16 protein-coding genes are annotated in these 16,433 nt (G+C 44.9%); 12 read left to right on the top strand and 4 right to left on the bottom strand.

Annotation, left to right across the window (positions count from 1 at the left end; all coding sequences use genetic code 11):
* Positions 1–20: 20 nt before the first annotated feature.
* From DXN04_RS04690 to DXN04_RS04670, 5 genes are read left to right on the top strand one after another with little or no spacing between them, the layout of a single operon-like run.
* Entirely contained in the window at positions 21–2,219 is a 2,199-nt protein-coding gene (locus DXN04_RS04690; protein ID WP_116852122.1) for a fibronectin type III domain-containing protein, read from the top strand.
* Positions 2,219–5,035 carry a deaminase domain-containing protein gene (locus DXN04_RS04685; RefSeq protein WP_116852121.1) on the top strand — a complete coding sequence of 939 codons (2,817 nt, stop codon included), beginning with the start codon at positions 2,219–2,221 and terminating at the stop codon, positions 5,033–5,035. The genes DXN04_RS04690 and DXN04_RS04685 overlap by 1 nt, the downstream gene beginning before the upstream one ends.
* 2 nt (positions 5,036–5,037) lie before the next feature.
* Positions 5,038–5,457 carry an SMI1/KNR4 family protein gene (locus DXN04_RS04680; protein WP_116852120.1) on the top strand — a complete coding sequence of 140 codons (420 nt, stop codon included), beginning with the start codon at positions 5,038–5,040 and terminating at the stop codon, positions 5,455–5,457.
* 2 nt (positions 5,458–5,459) lie between these two features.
* Positions 5,460–6,803, top strand: coding sequence for a PKD domain-containing protein (locus DXN04_RS04675; protein WP_116852119.1), 1,344 nt, complete (start codon positions 5,460–5,462; stop codon positions 6,801–6,803).
* The gene (locus DXN04_RS04670; protein WP_147319836.1) at positions 6,796–8,526 is read left to right on the top strand and encodes a hypothetical protein; all 1,731 of its coding nucleotides are present in this window, start codon (positions 6,796–6,798) and stop codon (positions 8,524–8,526) included. Before DXN04_RS04675 ends, DXN04_RS04670 begins: the two co-directional genes overlap by 8 nt.
* On the opposite strand, the gene DXN04_RS04665 is transcribed toward DXN04_RS04670, so the two are convergent.
* Genes DXN04_RS04665 through DXN04_RS04655 form a run of 3 tightly spaced genes read right to left on the bottom strand, consistent with a single transcriptional unit; the run spans position 8,514 to position 11,486 of the window.
* Positions 8,514–9,272 (bottom strand): NAD-dependent epimerase/dehydratase family protein, encoded by a 759-nt coding sequence (locus DXN04_RS04665; RefSeq protein ID WP_116852117.1) that lies wholly within the window; start codon positions 9,270–9,272, stop codon positions 8,514–8,516. The genes DXN04_RS04670 and DXN04_RS04665 overlap by 13 nt on opposite strands.
* The gene (locus DXN04_RS04660; RefSeq protein ID WP_116852116.1) at positions 9,238–10,404 is read right to left on the bottom strand and encodes an MFS transporter; all 1,167 of its coding nucleotides are present in this window, start codon (positions 10,402–10,404) and stop codon (positions 9,238–9,240) included. Before DXN04_RS04660 ends, DXN04_RS04665 begins: the two co-directional genes overlap by 35 nt.
* Complete coding sequence (locus DXN04_RS04655; protein WP_233525515.1) at positions 10,401–11,486, bottom strand: FAD-dependent oxidoreductase; 1,086 nt, start codon at positions 11,484–11,486, stop codon at positions 10,401–10,403. The genes DXN04_RS04660 and DXN04_RS04655 overlap by 4 nt, the downstream gene beginning before the upstream one ends.
* 75 nt (positions 11,487–11,561) lie before the next feature.
* Between DXN04_RS04655 and DXN04_RS04650 the strand changes: the two genes are divergently transcribed.
* Both DXN04_RS04650 and DXN04_RS34510 read left to right on the top strand, forming a co-directional pair.
* Entirely contained in the window at positions 11,562–12,470 is a 909-nt protein-coding gene (locus DXN04_RS04650) for a helix-turn-helix transcriptional regulator (RefSeq protein ID WP_116852114.1), read from the top strand.
* A 13-nt stretch (positions 12,471–12,483) separates the two neighbouring features.
* Complete coding sequence (locus DXN04_RS34510) at positions 12,484–12,684, top strand: hypothetical protein (protein ID WP_147319835.1); 201 nt, start codon at positions 12,484–12,486, stop codon at positions 12,682–12,684.
* A gap of 14 nt (positions 12,685–12,698) precedes the next feature.
* On the opposite strand, the gene DXN04_RS04645 is transcribed toward DXN04_RS34510, so the two are convergent.
* The gene (locus DXN04_RS04645; protein WP_116852113.1) at positions 12,699–13,157 is read right to left on the bottom strand and encodes a hypothetical protein; all 459 of its coding nucleotides are present in this window, start codon (positions 13,155–13,157) and stop codon (positions 12,699–12,701) included.
* Between the two features lie 139 nt (positions 13,158–13,296).
* Between DXN04_RS04645 and DXN04_RS04640 the strand changes: the two genes are divergently transcribed.
* From DXN04_RS04640 to DXN04_RS04620, 5 genes are all read left to right on the top strand, one after another.
* Positions 13,297–13,638, top strand: coding sequence for a chorismate mutase (locus DXN04_RS04640; protein WP_116852112.1), 342 nt, complete (start codon positions 13,297–13,299; stop codon positions 13,636–13,638).
* Positions 13,639–13,758: 120 nt separating this feature from the next.
* On the top strand, positions 13,759–14,346 hold the full coding sequence (locus tag DXN04_RS04635) for a Crp/Fnr family transcriptional regulator (protein ID WP_116852111.1): 588 nt from the start codon (positions 13,759–13,761) through the stop codon (positions 14,344–14,346).
* Between the two features lie 57 nt (positions 14,347–14,403).
* Positions 14,404–15,321 carry an NAD-dependent epimerase/dehydratase family protein gene (locus DXN04_RS04630; protein ID WP_116852434.1) on the top strand — a complete coding sequence of 306 codons (918 nt, stop codon included), beginning with the start codon at positions 14,404–14,406 and terminating at the stop codon, positions 15,319–15,321.
* Positions 15,322–15,422: 101 nt separating this feature from the next.
* On the top strand, positions 15,423–15,866 hold the full coding sequence (locus DXN04_RS04625; protein WP_116852110.1) for an Lrp/AsnC family transcriptional regulator: 444 nt from the start codon (positions 15,423–15,425) through the stop codon (positions 15,864–15,866).
* On the top strand, positions 15,863–16,255 hold the full coding sequence (locus tag DXN04_RS04620; protein WP_116852109.1) for a hypothetical protein: 393 nt from the start codon (positions 15,863–15,865) through the stop codon (positions 16,253–16,255). Before DXN04_RS04625 ends, DXN04_RS04620 begins: the two co-directional genes overlap by 4 nt.
* The last annotated feature ends 178 nt before the right edge of the window (positions 16,256–16,433 follow it).

Genomic DNA, 16,433 nt, shown 5'->3' with positions numbered 1-16,433 from the left:
CGCAACAATACCCGGTAAGGGTGCAGGTGCAAACCCTGCAACCAGTATCACCCATGCTGGCGAACCTCTACACGGGTACATCGGCCAGGATGATCGTGACACTGCTGAATACCGACCTGCAACAGCCTACGCTTTCTGTTCGCCTCAGGCTGAGTATTAAAGGAACGACTGTCGCACTGCGCAACAGTGACTACGGTTCATATCCTGTTATTCAGCTGGATGCCGGGGTACCGGTACAATTGTCACTGAATGACCTCACATCTTATTTTAATGTGAACAACCTGGAAGTCTCCGGCATGACGCAATCCCAGCTGATGCAGAGCGGGAAATTGCCGGATGGCTTCTACTCCTTTTGTATAGACGTAATTGAAACAAGCAGTGGACGACAGATCAGCAATGACAAACAAAGTTGCTCACCGTCTGTATGGATCAGCAGCAGCGATCCCCCTTTGCTGAACCTGCCACGCAAGGGAGAAGCCATTGCATTCAGCGAACCGCTGAATATTGTGTTCAACTGGACACCGAGACATCTGGGAAGTCCAAATGCCGCTTTCTTCACAGAATATGAATTTACGATGGTAGAGCTGTGGGATACCACCATACTGCCCGAGGCGGCTTATGGTACAATGCCTCCCCTTTACCAGACCACCACTACTGCCACTACTTTATTATATGGACCGGCAGAGCCGCCCTTGTTACCGGGCAAGCGATATGGCTGGCGGATCCGCGCTATTGCCAAACAGGGACTGGATGTATTTGATGTGTTTACCAACAATGGTTATAGCGAGATCTATTACTTCAGCTTACAGCAGGATTGCCAGCCTCCCCAGCAGGTGGCAGCTACTGTAGCCAATGGAGAAGCCACCATCACCTGGGCACCACAACCAAAAATGTTTGAATACCAGGTACAATACAGGGAACAGGATAATAACAAAGCGGAATGGTTCAATATAAGAAGTACGGAAACGCAGGCCATCATCCGCGATGCGGTACCGGGGCATAAATACGAATACCGTGTAGGTGGTTCCTGTAGCCTGGGAAGTGTGACACTGGGAGAAGCCCAGGCTTTTGAGATGCCGGCAAAACCTATCGATAGTGGTTCCTGTGGTCTCCTGTCAAATATTAAGCTGGCCAATGATACGGTCCTAAAAACACTGAAGGCCGATGACCAGATCATGGCTGGCGATTTCCCCGTGCGCTTCACCTCTTTGAAGAGCAGTGGAAATTCCTACTCTGGTACAGGCTATATCACTATTCCATTCCTGGGTTATAACCGTGTGAAAGTGACCTTCGACAATATACAGGTAAATACCAGCAAGCAACTGATGAGTGGAATGCTGATGACCACATTTGATCCGAATGCACCGCAGGTAGTGAGTGTGGATACTGTAGCCCAGGCCCTTTCCAACCTGGCCAGTGTGATCAATGACCTGGCGCATCTTTCCCTGGATGCGGACTACCTGACCATTCAGGCTATGGCAGAGCAGATCAAAAAACTGGCGGAAGAAGAGCTGCCGGATGCATTGAAAACACGCATGGACCAGGCGGCGGATAAGCTGGTGGGAGCCAAACAGGAGTATGATGCAGCACAAAAAGAATTAAGTGAAGCAAAGACCCCGGAGGAGAAAGCAGCTGCACAGGAAAAGGTAGATGCTGCGAAACAAAAATTTGAGGAAGCGAAGAAAGAAGTAGCAGCAGTGAATGAAGAAAAGGATAAACTGGTGAAGTCGGTGGCCAACATATTTGTAAGTGCCATCAAAGCACTGAAAGATGATAGTAAGGACCTGGATAAATCTACCGATCTGCAATCGCAGACGACTGCCATGCAACAGGCCATCTATGATAAACAGGGACTGAAACAAACAGGAGCCGGCTCCGATAATTTTATAATAGGCACCATAGAACAGGTGACCTTGTCTGAGGGGGAAATCACAGATGAGATGAAACAGTTCAATGAAGTGACAGGAAAATACAGCATTGCTGCAGGTAGTGTAAAAGCATTTAAACTGGTGGCTGCTATACAGAAGTTCTATCAAACACCGGATGCCATTTCACAATACCTGGCTGAAGATAAGGCGCTGAATGGTACCAGCATGCTGAAGACCATTATGACGGATAAAATGAACGGCAAGACAGATGCAGAACTGATAGAAACGGTGAAGAAAACAATGATCGACCAGCTTACAATCATTCTTAATTCAGATCAACTTACGAAATAATGAAACAGGTCATTTTTAAAATAACAGTACTTTTTATTTTCCTTACGGGCTTAGCGCTTGGTGCAAGTGCTAAGCCCGGGGATGATAGTCTGGTAAATAAAAAGGCAGCAGCTATCAGGGAGCACCTGTTTGCACGGATCCAGGAGAATCAGCGACTGGCGAAGGAAGGCAGGGAGGCGGAGGAGAATTATGTGGTGACGGATGATGGTAAAGAACCTGATTATTTCTTTAAATATTTCAGAAGTAATAGTGCCAGGAAGTTTTGGATAGACAGGGGCTGGCCGGAAAACCTTTCCTATTTTCTGGATCGCACCCTGGATAAAGACGGAGTTAGAGAAGGATTCCTGATCAATGACTGGATTCGCCTGCTCAGGAAAACCTACCTGGAAAATACACCCTACAAGGATTACCAGATCTACTTCGTGATCTCAGGCATCTACAATTATAAAAACCTGGATGCAGAAGAAGGTGACTATGACTGGGCGAAAGTGAAAACAGAATCCTTTTCGAAAACGGTAAAAGAAGACAAAACATCCGATAGCTTTTCACCACGGGAAAATGGGGTAATCAATGCAATCCTGAAGCAGGTCGGAGAGCCCATAGAAAATATAGAATTCAGCAAGGCACAGAATAAGCCAAAGTTTATTGTTTTTTACCTCTTCAATTTTTACATCAATCAGCAACCGCTAACGATCGTTAGCCAGGGAACAACGGGAGTCGGCCCTAAGATCAGTATTGAGCATGGCCCTCCGTTCCCTACTGCCTTTGTATTAAGTGGATGTTCACACAGCACAGATATAGATGCCAGTGTCATTTCAGATTTTTTCACCTACAATACTGCGCACCAGGTCAATGACAATCCTGCTACCACCACAGGCAATATTGTAACCAGATCCGACTATTTCGTGCAGATGATCAGGAATGTGTTTACATTCTTTGCTGCAAAATCAGGGAGTGCAATACCGAATGCTGATTGTGTAAACGATAAAGATCTGATTGCACGACTGGAGGTATTATACAAGGAGCCACTTCCAAATTCTTCAACGTCTATTGCAGGAAGCCTGGTAGATCTGCCACTGAGCACACGTACCTGTTTGCTCCAGAAAATGAGCGAGAAGTTTTTCTGTGGAGATGGTAGCAGCCAATGGCTTAGCACCAATTTCTGCGAGAATCTCATTTTAGATATTGTTGCCAGTACACCCCAGGAACAACGCCTGGCATTACTGGAGTACCTAGGTTCCAATAATGGGGTATTATTCAAATTGCTTGCAGGATCAGATGATCTGAGTACAGCAGATGCGCTTCCATATGTGATGGACATCGTGGAGTGGACAACAAAAATGAAAATACCTATCCCTCCTGATTTATCCGGAAGGCCGAATTATACAGCACTGGTATACCTGCTCTGTCAATTTGCCTATGAGGAGTATTCAGATCGAATACTGTTATACCACGAACAAAACGATGACAAGCCCTGTGGCTGGATCCCTTATGATCCTACTGCGACTCAGCAATATTCAAAGAATATCAAGGGGTCTCACAAGGCCGACAATACCATTATTTTCGACTATAATGGTAGTAGTGACTTTGCGCTCTGCAGTAACATTCTCCCCGACAACCTCTTCGCGAGTATTCCTTTTAAAAAGGAGTTAATGCCATTTGACTTTATCGGCATTATTCCGGAGACCGATCTCCCCATCAAATTTATGATCAACGGGGAGGAAAGCGCTTTTAAAAACAGAAGAATAGTTATACCGGCGTTACTGCTATACTATAATATAGACAAGACCATTACACAAAGGAGGCTGGATAATGTTCAATTTATTTTCAAAGTAATATCCTTTGCCAGAGGGGAATACAACTTCAAATTCAACCCTAAAGGCAGTCTGGTCCAGAAAGCCAATGATATTTTAAAAATCGGGCAGGAGCTTAATACAATAGGAACAACGGTCACCAGTGCGCCGCAATTAAAACAGTGGTTGAACACATCTGATGGAGGGAAAAAATTCCTGAAAGTGTTTGAGCATGCCAGTGGAATTGATGCAACTATCTCGATTAAGGATATCGCGAAAGGAGAAGCATTAATGGAGCCATTCAAGAACCTGGTTGATGCCGTTGCTTACTGGTGTGGTGATGCTGCTCAGGATCCACTGGTATATACAGACGCAAACTTCCTGTATATCAACGAACCGCTTAGCAGCCTGGAAATAGGGCTACTAAACGATGGCCTGATGTCAAAATCTACCCGGAACAGCCGGAAGACAGACATTGATGGAATGTTCCTGGAGATCAAGGGCGAACAAGGCTTCCAGGGCTTCAGGTACTTCTACCTTAATAACCCGACAGCGACCGTTCAAACAATGGATGTAGCTGATAAGGAATGGGATACCAAGGTGGCAAACTGGAGAAAACGGGAGTCTGAAGGAGGGTATAATATTGGTGCTACAAGAAACCTGGCACGGGTGATCTATCCCTGGGATGAATTCCTGGTAGCGAGTGGGAAAGCATATAATAAGGCAATGGCTAAAACATTTATTCCTGAGTCTTTTTACACTTTAATGGATAATGATGCCAACAGGGTCTTCACTCCAAGAACTCAAACGAGAAAATGGGATACAGATATCATCGCCCTGGAATATTATGCCTACAAACAACATGCAGTAAAGGGCGGTAAATATCCAAACATAGTAGAGGACCTTACAATGTACACAGACCTCATCCCTTGTCCTTCCTGCTCCTATGTAATGGCGCAGTTTGTTCAGATGTTCCCGAACGTGAAGCTACATGTGATTACTACTAAAAAAATTAATTACTAAGCATGGCCTATTTAGATTTTATAAAAAACTATTTGCCTCGCTTAAGTAAAGCCAGGGGCTGTACAGAAGAGGAGATTATACAGCTGGAGCAAAAGCACCAGCTACGACTCCCTGCAGCCTATAAAGAGTACTTACGCCTGTTTGGGAAAAATACAGGGGGCCTGCTGGAAGGATTTTATACCACGATTGATGAAGTGGAACAAAATGCAGCAACGATCGAATTTGACATGGTCAACACCGAACATAGCCATCAATTCAAAATAGCACCAGGCATGTTCTTCTTTGGCCAATGGCAGGGTACCGTGCTTTATTTCATATGCGATGGAAACGAAAATCCACCTGTTTACATGGTTGAAAGTTTAGACGACATCGTCCAGTACACAAACACATTTACTGATTTTGTAAGAGCAGAAGGACTTTAAATATGATGACCAGATTTATCTCCTATATCCTAATTTTACTACTGCTGGCGGCCTGTTACAAGGAAATAAACAGGCCGCTTACTGTAGACTTCAGTTATTCACTGGCCGATACTTCCCACACAGTGCCGATCACTGTAAGTATCACGAATCGCTGTACAGGGGCTACAAATTTCAAATGGAGCTTTGAAGGTGGGGAACCTGCAACATCCGATTACGAGAACCCGGGCAGCATACGCTTTGCACAGGCAGGTGCCCATAAGATCACACTGGAAGCCTGGAATGCAGACACCCGTGACAGCAAGACGATTGTACTGGAACTGGATAGCGCCGTACAGGTCTCTTTTGATGCAGACATTCTGGTCAACGATTTTTCACCCGTACAGGTAAAGGTCACCAACCGTACAACTGGTGCCAGCAGCTATAACTGGACTTTCCAGGATGCTAACCCGGCCAGTGCCAATACTGAGCAGGCACCACTTGTTACCTTTACTACCCCAGGTCCTCACCTGATCACCCTGGAGGTAAGTAATGGCGGACAGAAATTCACTGCCAGCAAAACGATTACTGTAAAGCCACCATTACATACTGATTTTGCGGTAGCACCCGGCCCTTTCGATGACGACTATGAAGCCCCACTCACAGCAGTGCTGACAGGTAAAAGCGTCAGTTATCTATCCCAACAATGGGAGAGTGCAGGTGGCGTACTTGCCAGCGATACCACAAGTGCCAATACTGTTTTCTTTAAGGATCCCGGCACCTATACCATTACATTGACAAATAACAATGGCAAGGAAACACAAACGGTGAGCAAGACGATTACCGTCAGGCCCAATTCCGGTCTGCGTACGATCACCAACATAAAACTGGGTATCAGTACAGCACATGCAGACATTGGTTGCTTCTATTCAACCCGGTTGCGGAAAGTATACCGTAAAGGCGATGACCTGGCAAATGATGGCAAAGAGATAGACCTCGTCTTCTTCGGGCTGAACCGCACCTTTACCTACAACAAATTTATATCTCCCGATTCTGCTGCCAGCTATACTTTCCCTGCTATACCCGGGGCTACCGTGACCCGGTTTATCAATAAACAGGAGTCATGTAATTGTGGTATATCATTCAGTGAAAGTGATTTTGACAACATGCAGAACGATGCGCCTTTGCAGGCACTGCAAATACCCACAGCAGCCAGTGGGGGATGGCAGTTTGATCAGGCAGTATTACCCCGGATTATATTATTTCAAACGGCAGATGGCCGTAAAGGTGCCATTAAGATAAAGGATTATGTGCTGGAAGGTAGCACAGCCTATATAGTGGCAGATATTAAAGTACAGAAATATGAATAGAACCCGCATCCTATACCTGTGCACAATAACTATACTGTTACCTTTACTATCTGTAGGACAGCAGATAGATATGGAACATATCAGGGACCTGTTTGGTACCGGCAAACCCCTCAAAGTAAACGGCGGCGTGAGTGCCAGCTCAGTATTCAGCAGTGGTAGTGGTGCCGGCCGGCAACCGTTTAGTTGGTACCTGAATGGTAATGTGAATACAAATATTCTCGGCCGGATTAACCTCCCGTTTTCATTTAACCTCACCAATGCAGGAGCCGGATACTCCTACCCTACTATGCCTAACAGGCTGAGTCTGCACCCTGGTTATAAGGGCGTGACAGCGCATATTGGAGATGTAGCCATGACCTTCTCTCCTTATACACTGAACGGGCATCAGTTCACCGGTATAGGACTGGATATTGCCCCGGAACCAGGTTGGGCTATCAGTGTGATGTATGGAAGGCTGCTGCGCGCTGTTAATTATGACAGCACCAATAAAAGTATCTTACCAACTTACAAGCGCATGGCATATGGTGCCAAACTATCTTTGATTCAACGTGATTACACACTGTATGCCAGTTTCATTAAGGCCTGGGATTCCAAAGATCCCCTGCAATACCTGCCGGATACCCTTGGCATCTATCCGAAGGAAGACCTGGCTTTCAGCGTAGGCGCTATTGCCCGGCCTACGAAAGGAATGGAATTTACAGTGGAATACGCCAATAGTGCATTGAAACTGGATAAGCGTGACTATAATCGTACGCCCAAAGGCGGTGGTAGTTATAACCTGCTGGAAAGCGTATTTATGTACGATGCGAGAAATACACAATACTATAAGGCAATCAGATTAGGTATGAACTATGCCATACATAAGAGTGTACTGGGCTTTGGTTATGAGCGCATAGACCCCGGCTACCAGACACTGGGAGCTTACTATATGAATAATGACCTGGAAAACATTACGGTAAATTTATCACAGCCTATGCTGCATGATAAACTAACTTTATCCGGCAATGTGGGTTATCAGCGGGATGACCTGAACCATGTAAAAGCCGGGTCCACCTTCCGCATGGTAAGTGCTGTCAATGCCGCTTTCAGGCCGAATGACAGGTGGAATGCGAATTTCAACTACTCAAATTTCCAGACTTACACGCATATAAAACCACAATTTGAACAGATCAACCAGACCAATCCGTATGAATATATGGATACGCTGAACTTCAAACAGATCTCCCAGAGTGCAGCACTGACACTGTCTTATATGCTTAAAAACAATAAGAAAAAAGCACATAATATCAATGTGAACTTAAGTATTCAGGATGCGGCAGATATACAGAACGATGTGCTCTATAAAGGCAATGGATCACGCTTTTACAATTCCAGCACCGGCTATACACTGTTGCTGATACCAAAGCAGATCAGCTTTATGGCAGCATTCAACCTGAGTTATAATACCATTGGCAGAGACGATTTTCTCACACTTGGCCCTACGCTGGGCGTGAATGCAAGGCTGTTTAACAGGAAGGTGACGGCAGGCTTTACCAGCTCTTACAACCAAAGTGCAAATAACGGCCAGCAACAGGGACAGGTATTGAACCTGCGTATGAATGCAGGGTATATGTTGAAGAAAAAACATAACCTGAATATGAATGCAGTTCATCAGACCAAGTGGAGTAGCAAGGGTACGATGGGTAGCCTGACAGCCACCTTAGGGTATAATTATTCCTTTTGATAAGTCGGAACCAGGAGCCGGAATCCGGTCCTGTCGCGGAGCTTTGAGGTATCCATTATCCCTTCGAAAGGATACCTCAATGGCTCAGTGGCCGGGGTAGACAAACCCAGTTCTTTGAAACTAACAGGCGCATCATCTCCCAGGTTAAAGATCTCTCCATTGAGGCCATCCGTGTTTAAAAGCACTATGAGCGCCTGTGCTACATCCTTATGATGGATCATGTGCAATTTTGCATCGGGATGAAAAATGCCTTTCATTCTTGCCAGGTGATCATCCCCATCACCATATACAAAACCTAAACGTAAGATACGGGTATCTATCTCCAGGGAAAGCAGTGCCCGCTCCGTAGCAATTTTGCCGGCGAAGTAGGCATTGTCTTCATGTGTAGCCAGTCTGTCATCTTCCCTGGCAGGACGACCGTAATCAGGCCGGTACACCCTGGCTGTGCTCACGAAGATAAATCGCTGTACGCCTGCGGCAATAGCAGCATGGGCCAGAGACAGGCTTGCTGAGAAATTAGTATCATTTACAGGATCGTAAGCAGCGGCAATGTGAATAACAGCATCTACACCTGCTACAGCAGCAGGTAAAGTACCTGCATCATTTAAATCGCCGATCACAACTTCAGCTGCTGATGCAATGGCATGACGTACCAGGATACGTACATCATACCCCATTGCGAGCAGGCGGGGTACAAAACGACTGCCTACATTACCGGTGGCCCCGGTGACTAACACTTTTTTCATAGATGATTATTGAAAGGATGATAATAAGGCTGGCTATGATATATAGCGCCCCCGGACTATAGTAATAAACAGTGGCGGCACCTAATGGTACCAGCACCCTGGTGAAGGATTGAAGACTCTGGTTTACACCTTGTAATTTGCCCTGCTTACTTTCATCTACTGACTGGGAGAGCCGGCTATTGTAGACGGGATCAAAGAGACCTTCGCCCCCGAGGATGCATATTACAGCAAGCACAATTAATACCACTGAGGACATTAAAGCGCTGACTACTATCAATGCAAGACCGCCAGCCAGTGCCACCAATCCAATCATACCTGTCGTGCTTTCATGGAAACGCCTGAGCAGGTAGGGCAATAAGAGGGCACGTGACAGGATATCACAGGCACCTGCGAGTGTTAATAAGGCACCGATGTATGCAGGTCCCCATTTGAAAAGATCTTTCAGGAAAATGGTAAAATTAAACTGGAAGATTTCAAGTCCTGAGAAAAATAAAGCGCCTGATACAAAAAGTAAGCTTATGTCTTTAAAGCTTTTTAAATGAGCGATGATATTGAAGTCAGGCTGGCTACGCTTTACCTGTGGCAATGATTCGGGCAGCCAGAAATAAACAGCTATTACAGAAAGAAAGATAATACCTGCTGTCACAAAAAATGGCAATGACAATGATACAGCTCCCAGCAAACCACCCAATGCAGGTCCGGCCAGCAAACCTATGCCCATGACAGCGCCCATATATCCAAACCATTTTGTACGTTCTTCAGGCATGGTGGAATCTGAGACATAGGCAAATAAAGTGCTGATATTACCGGCAGTGAGGCCGTCGATAATACGACCCAGGAAAAGCACCCATAATGCCCCTCCTATGCCAAATAATATATAACCGGACACAGAGCCCAATAAACTAAGGATCAGGATCTTTCTTCTGCCATAACGGTCGCTCAATGCGCCCAGGATTGGCGATGCAATAAATGTACATACAGCAAACACTGACATAAGAGCGCTCATACCTACTACCACCTGCTGTGGCGGTAAATACTTCCCTACCAGGAAAGGGAGTAATGGTAATACGATGGACATACCCACTGCATTCATCCCGACGATCCCTAACAGGATCAATAACCTTATTCTCATTCAAAACGTTTTTTGAAAGAGAAAGCGGGGTCCTGCATAGCCAGTTCATTTTGCCGGGTCTCTGCCTGTGCTGCCCTGGCGTAGACGAACATCTGTTGTTCGTAGTCACTGATAGCAGCGGAGATGCTTGCAAACTTATTGCTGACCAGGTTTTCAGATAAGATAAGCGCATCCATCAATCCGGTATTCACACCCTGACCTGCAAATGGCGGCATCAGGTGAGCAGCATCTCCTATGAGTGTAATGGGCAGGGGGCGATGGGTCTTCCAGGGAATTTCCAGTGAAATCTTCCGGGTAGGCAGACCTGCGAAGAAAGAGCTGGCACGAAATAATTCGCTGTAGCATGGATGCCAGTGAGAGAATATGCTGGTCAGCCACTCAATCACGCTTTGTGTATTGTGAAAGTCTAATGCAGGGATGTCACTGCTAATAACATTGTATGTCAGGGCACCGTTATTACGGGGATTGGCGACTACCTGCCTGCCTTCGGCAGCGGTCATTAAAATAGCATGATTACACAGCTCATAAAATGCCTTGCATTTTACTTCAGGTTGGTATACTTCGCCCTGGATAATGTAGCTGCCGGTATTTTCAACAATGGCATCGGTGATGTATTGCCGGGCATTGGACATCCCACCATTTGCACCAATCACCAGGTCGGCAGTAGTTGTAGTACCATTATCGAAATGCAGGAGCCACTGTCCGTTTTGTGGTTCAAGACGGGTAAATTTTCTATCCCAGAGAACGGTATTTGCCTGCAGCCCCTCAAGCAGGATTTTCCTGAGATCATTCCTGTTTATTTCAGGTGCGTCGTAATGGGGTTTTACAGAAAAGATCACATTGGCCTGTTCATCAGTAAGGGTCCTGCCCATAGGATGGGCCATAGCAAAGTACCTGTCCAGTAAGCCGGCTTTGGCAAGGGCACGTTGCCCGGTGCTTTCATGAAGATCCAGGGTACCACCCCAGATTCTTGCCTGTGGATCTTTGTCTCTTTCGTAGACGCGCACGTCTATGCCGCTTTGCTGAAGCAGGACGGCCATTGTCAGGCCAACGGGGCCTGCACCGAGAATTGCTGTTTTCATAACACAAAGTTCCGGCATCCATTATAGACAAAATAGTTACATTTGACCTAAAAATAGTCATATCAGACATTCCGTATGGAGGTATTACATTTACTGGCCCAACAATTTGGCACTGTTGTAAAGAACAGGAAACTAGTCATTCCTCCACAGTTTGGCAAGGGGTATGTGACCAGGTATATCTTCAATGAACAGATCCGGATGATGATCATGAATTATGAACTGAAGGAAAACCTGGTCATCGATAATCCTGAAGTGAATACTCCCAAGAAAATGATTCTTTTTAAGTTTCAACATATCTTTGACCAGTCGGAGAAACAACCTGCGGTATTAATCACCACTACCAGTATGAATGTGGATCCTGTTATTCCTATTCATACCAACACGTCGACCATTAATATAGAAGTCGATTCAAACTATTTAAAAAGTTTGTTTGACCAGTCAGAGAAATCCCCGGTATTGCAAAGTTTATTGGAGAATACGCAGCCTTTATTCTTTGAGCAGATCATCTACCCGTCTTTGCAGGAAATAGTCAATGAGATCGTATCTGAATCTATACAGGAGACGTTTAAAATATTTTTCCTTCGGATAAAGGCGGAAGAACTGGTGTGCAGGTTATTGATGGAGCTGGAGAAGCGGGAGAAAACGCATTTGTATGCATTGAATAGCCGGGATCTTGAAACGATTTACAGGATCAAGGAAGAGATGCTGGACCACCTGGACACGCCGCCTCTTATTAATGATTTAGCCCTGGCAGCAAATATGAGTCCGACAAAATTGAAGTCATTATTTAAACAAATATTTGGAAAGAGTATCTTTAGTTATTACCAGGAATTCAGAATGAAAAAAGCGGCATTGTTGTTAAAAGAGGGAAGCCTGTCGGTATCGGATGTAGGATACCAGATGGGATTTACTAACCTGAGTCATTTTTCAAGAGTATTCCAGGAACATATAGGTATGAAGCCCAAGCAATATAGCCGATCCTAAAAAACAGAATAGTATGTACAACCCAAAATATCCGGCACCTGTAAAAGCTTATAGTATTAAAGAACTGTCGGAGATATTGAACTGGCCGGAAAGAATGTTTATTAGTTGGTTACAATTACATGTGGATAAGATAGGAGTTCCTTTGGAATCAGGGCATAAGTACCATAAAAAGCAGGTAAAGATAATATTTGATATGTTGTTGCCGGATTCCTGATACGCCTGCTTGCTCTACAATTTAAACCCAAAGGTTTCAACTAAATACTCCTCTAGCTCGTTGCTTTCCTGCAACCTGACACTCAGGTCATTATCCCTGTCTATTAAAATCAGCTGATACTCCCTGCCAATCAGTTGCAATACCTTTAACAGGTTATTGCAACTATTGGTAGATGGGAATATAACAGAAAAACCTAACCATAATTTTGTTACCACTGACTGCTTTGATTCAACAAATAATCCGAACATCTCAAAGCCATATGCAACTGTATCCTCTTTAATGGTAGTATGATCCGAAGTCCCGGTATTGACTACCGGGAAAAAAACAAGCGCATGTTTAGCTAACAAAGATTCTACTTCTTTGGTGGGTAATTTTAATGCTGCAATGTCCTTCCCAACATTATAAGCGCTTTGTTCGGGTACAAGCTCTATTTTACAATAACTATCTCTGTGAAAAAACACCGTATCACTCATTTCGTAAATTTGACCTTAATAAAAAAGACTTTCCCTGGTAGTGTTGTAGTTTGGATTAAATTCTAATTAACAATAAAACACCTTTTCCCTTTTAGGTTATATTTACAGGGTAACCATTGAAAAATACCAGCAATTTATTATGAAAAAACGGATTTTCTCAACAGTTTTACTCGCAATGGGCCTGTTTGGTGCAAAAGCGCAACAACAGGACACTTTAAGTGCTAACAGGGCAAAAATTAACCAGTTAGACAAAGAAATTGTTCACCTGCTGGGCGAAAGAATGGAGGCGGCCCGCGCAATTGGTATTTACAAGCAGGCACACCATATGGAAGTGCTGCAATCCAATCGCTTCAATGAGGTATTGCAAAAAGCCATAGAAGCTGGTAAAGCTGAAGGTCTTTCGGAAGAATTTATCAGATCTCTATACGAAGCAATTCATAAAGAAAGCATCAGGCAACAGGAAGCCCTGAAGAAGCAATAATACCTTCTTTATTTTTGCTATCTTGAATCCGTACCCACCCGTATTTTTGATCAGGGCTTGTCCTGAAATGAGGGTAAATAGCCGGAGATACAGGAAAAAGAGTTCAGGAAACAATAATTTATGTCAAACGAATTGATTTCGATTTTCAGAAAGGATGTAGTGATGCCGGATGATGAAGCCGCCTACATCCTTTCTTACTTCAAAGAACAACATTTCAAACGGAATGTGACCTTACTCCATGCCGGAGAAGTGGCCCATGAGTTATTTTTTGTAACGGAAGGCACCTTGCACCAGTTTTATATAGATGAAGCCGGCAATGAGCGGACCTGCAATTTTACCTTCGAGAATGAGTTCGTAACTGACCTGGAGAGCTTTTCTAAAAAAACAGTGTCTCCTTCCAGTATCAAGACGCTCACCCCCGCTACCACCCTTACCATCTCCTGCTCCGACCTGGTGCCATTAATGCGGGAATCCAGGGCCATGGCAGACTTCTTTTACATCCTGATAGAGCGTATTGCTGCCGCCAGCATCCGCCGTACCAAAGCCCTCCTATCTTCCACCCCGGAAAAGCAATTCCTGGACCTGCTGGAAGAAAAGCCTGAAATTATGCAGCGCGTTCCCCAGCGCTATATTGCTCAGTATCTGGGCATTGCACCGGAAAGCCTGAGCCGGATCAGAAAAAGGATGATTCCGGCTAAAAAACCTTAACCCGGATCATTATTTTTAAGCTCCCCCCGGGGATACATTTGCATAAAACAAATGGACATGCAAACAATCCTTGGATCTGGTGGTGCCATCGGTACCCCACTGGCAAAAGAACTGAAATCTTATACGGACAAAATCCGCCTCGTAGCCCGCAAACCTGTACAGGTAAATGGCGACGATGAATTATTCCCTGCCAATCTGACCCTGGCTGCAGATGTAGACCGCGCCGTAGCCGGTTCCGAAGTGGTATACCTCACTGTTGGCCTGGAATACAATATTAAAGTATGGAGGCGCGACTGGCCGGTAATCATGAAAAACGTGATCGATGCCTGCCTGAAACACAATGCAAAACTGGTATTCCTCGACAATGTATACATGTATGCTGAAAGCGAAATTCCTCACATGACCGAAAACTCCATTATCGCCCCTTCCAGCAAAAAAGGAAAGGTTAGGGCAGCATTACACAACATGATTCTCCAGGCGATACAACAGAAAGGCCTGAAAGCGCTGATCGCGAGAAGCGCGGATTTCTATGGTCCTGATGTGAAAAACGGGATGCTCTCCATCACGGTGCAAGGGGAGTTCAAAAAAGGGAAAAGCGCTTACTGGCAGCGCAATGCACACAAAATACACACCTTCACCTATACCCCGGATGCGGCCATCGGCACAGCCATCTTAGGCAATACTCCCGATGCCTACGGAGAAGTATGGCATCTGCCTACTTCCGATGAAAAGCTGACAGGTAAAGAATTTATTGAAAAAATAGCGGCCGAAATGCAGGTGAAACCGAAATATTATATTCTCTCAAAGTTTGTAATGGGACTGATGGGCATCTTTGTACCAATAGTGAAAGAAATCAGGGAAATGTCTTACCAATACGACCGCGATTATATCTTCGATAGCAGTAAGTTTAATAAACGCTTTAATTTCAAGCCAACCACTTACGCAAAGGGAATTCCCGCAAGCATAGCCAGCTGATATTAAGGCATCCCTGCTGTATAATTAATTCCCGCTCTAATAATCCCTAAATTGACAAATTAAATAAGGCCTTTGCTACCTTTGTCCTACAATTATAAATCATGGACGCTTACGATAGCAAAATCCTCCGGCTGCTCATACAAAACTCCCGGATTACGGGCGCGGACATCGCCAGAAAAATCTCTCTTTCCCTGCCGGCGGTGACAGAGAGATTGCGAAAACTCGACCGTTCCGGGATCATCGATCGCTATACCATCAAGGTAAACAGGGAGCAGTTGTCACTACGCCTGATGGCTTATATCAATGTGTGGATCGATCATACAAAGAACACAACAGTAAAAGATCAGCTGGTTGCGATGGAAGAAGTGATGGAATGCCATCATGTAGCGGGGGATTCCGACCTGCTGCTGAAAGTACTGGTGCAGGATACAGCAGCACTGGAACAGCTGCTGGTGGGCAAAATAAAGGCGATTAAGGGCATTTCCCGTACCAGTACGACCATCATCCTCAGTAGTTATAAAGAAGAAATAAACGCCAAAATATGACCCTGATTGAACAATTTGAGAACTGTACATTGCCGAAAGCGGAATGGACACATGAAAACCATTTTGTGATGGCGCTCTGGTATTGTGTCAAGTACCCCTTGCCGGAGGCGGTCAGCAAAATCAGGAATGGGATTAAAAGATATAATGAAAGTGTGGGAGGACAAAACACGGGTGAATCGGGCTATCATGAAACGATTACGCTCTTTTACACGAGTAGGATTGCGGATTATATTATTACCAATGGAATTACTACCTTTACCGAAGCAGTGCTTACAGATCTGCTGCAGCAACCTTTTTTGCAAAAGGAATACATCTCCGGGTTTTATAGTCATGAATACCTGATGAGTAAAGAAGCCAGGAAATGCTGGCAGGCACCGGATAAAAATTAACCACCCGCTCTCTCTATTTTCCCCATATCAGTTCACCATTTATCATATACCGCCATTCTCTTCCCTGATTTCCAAATCGTTTTGATCCGCGTCAATAATGCACTCAATCTGTAAGTAAAGAAAACGGCGCAGCACCCTATAAACTTGTTGTAGCGTGCTGTACCTGCGCAGTTGCGAA

Origin of the sequence: Chitinophaga silvisoli, from assembly GCF_003412465.1 — a bacterium.
Classification (GTDB): Bacteria; Bacteroidota; Bacteroidia; order Chitinophagales; family Chitinophagaceae; genus Chitinophaga; species Chitinophaga silvisoli.
This window is presented reverse-complemented; position numbering and strand designations above follow the sequence as displayed.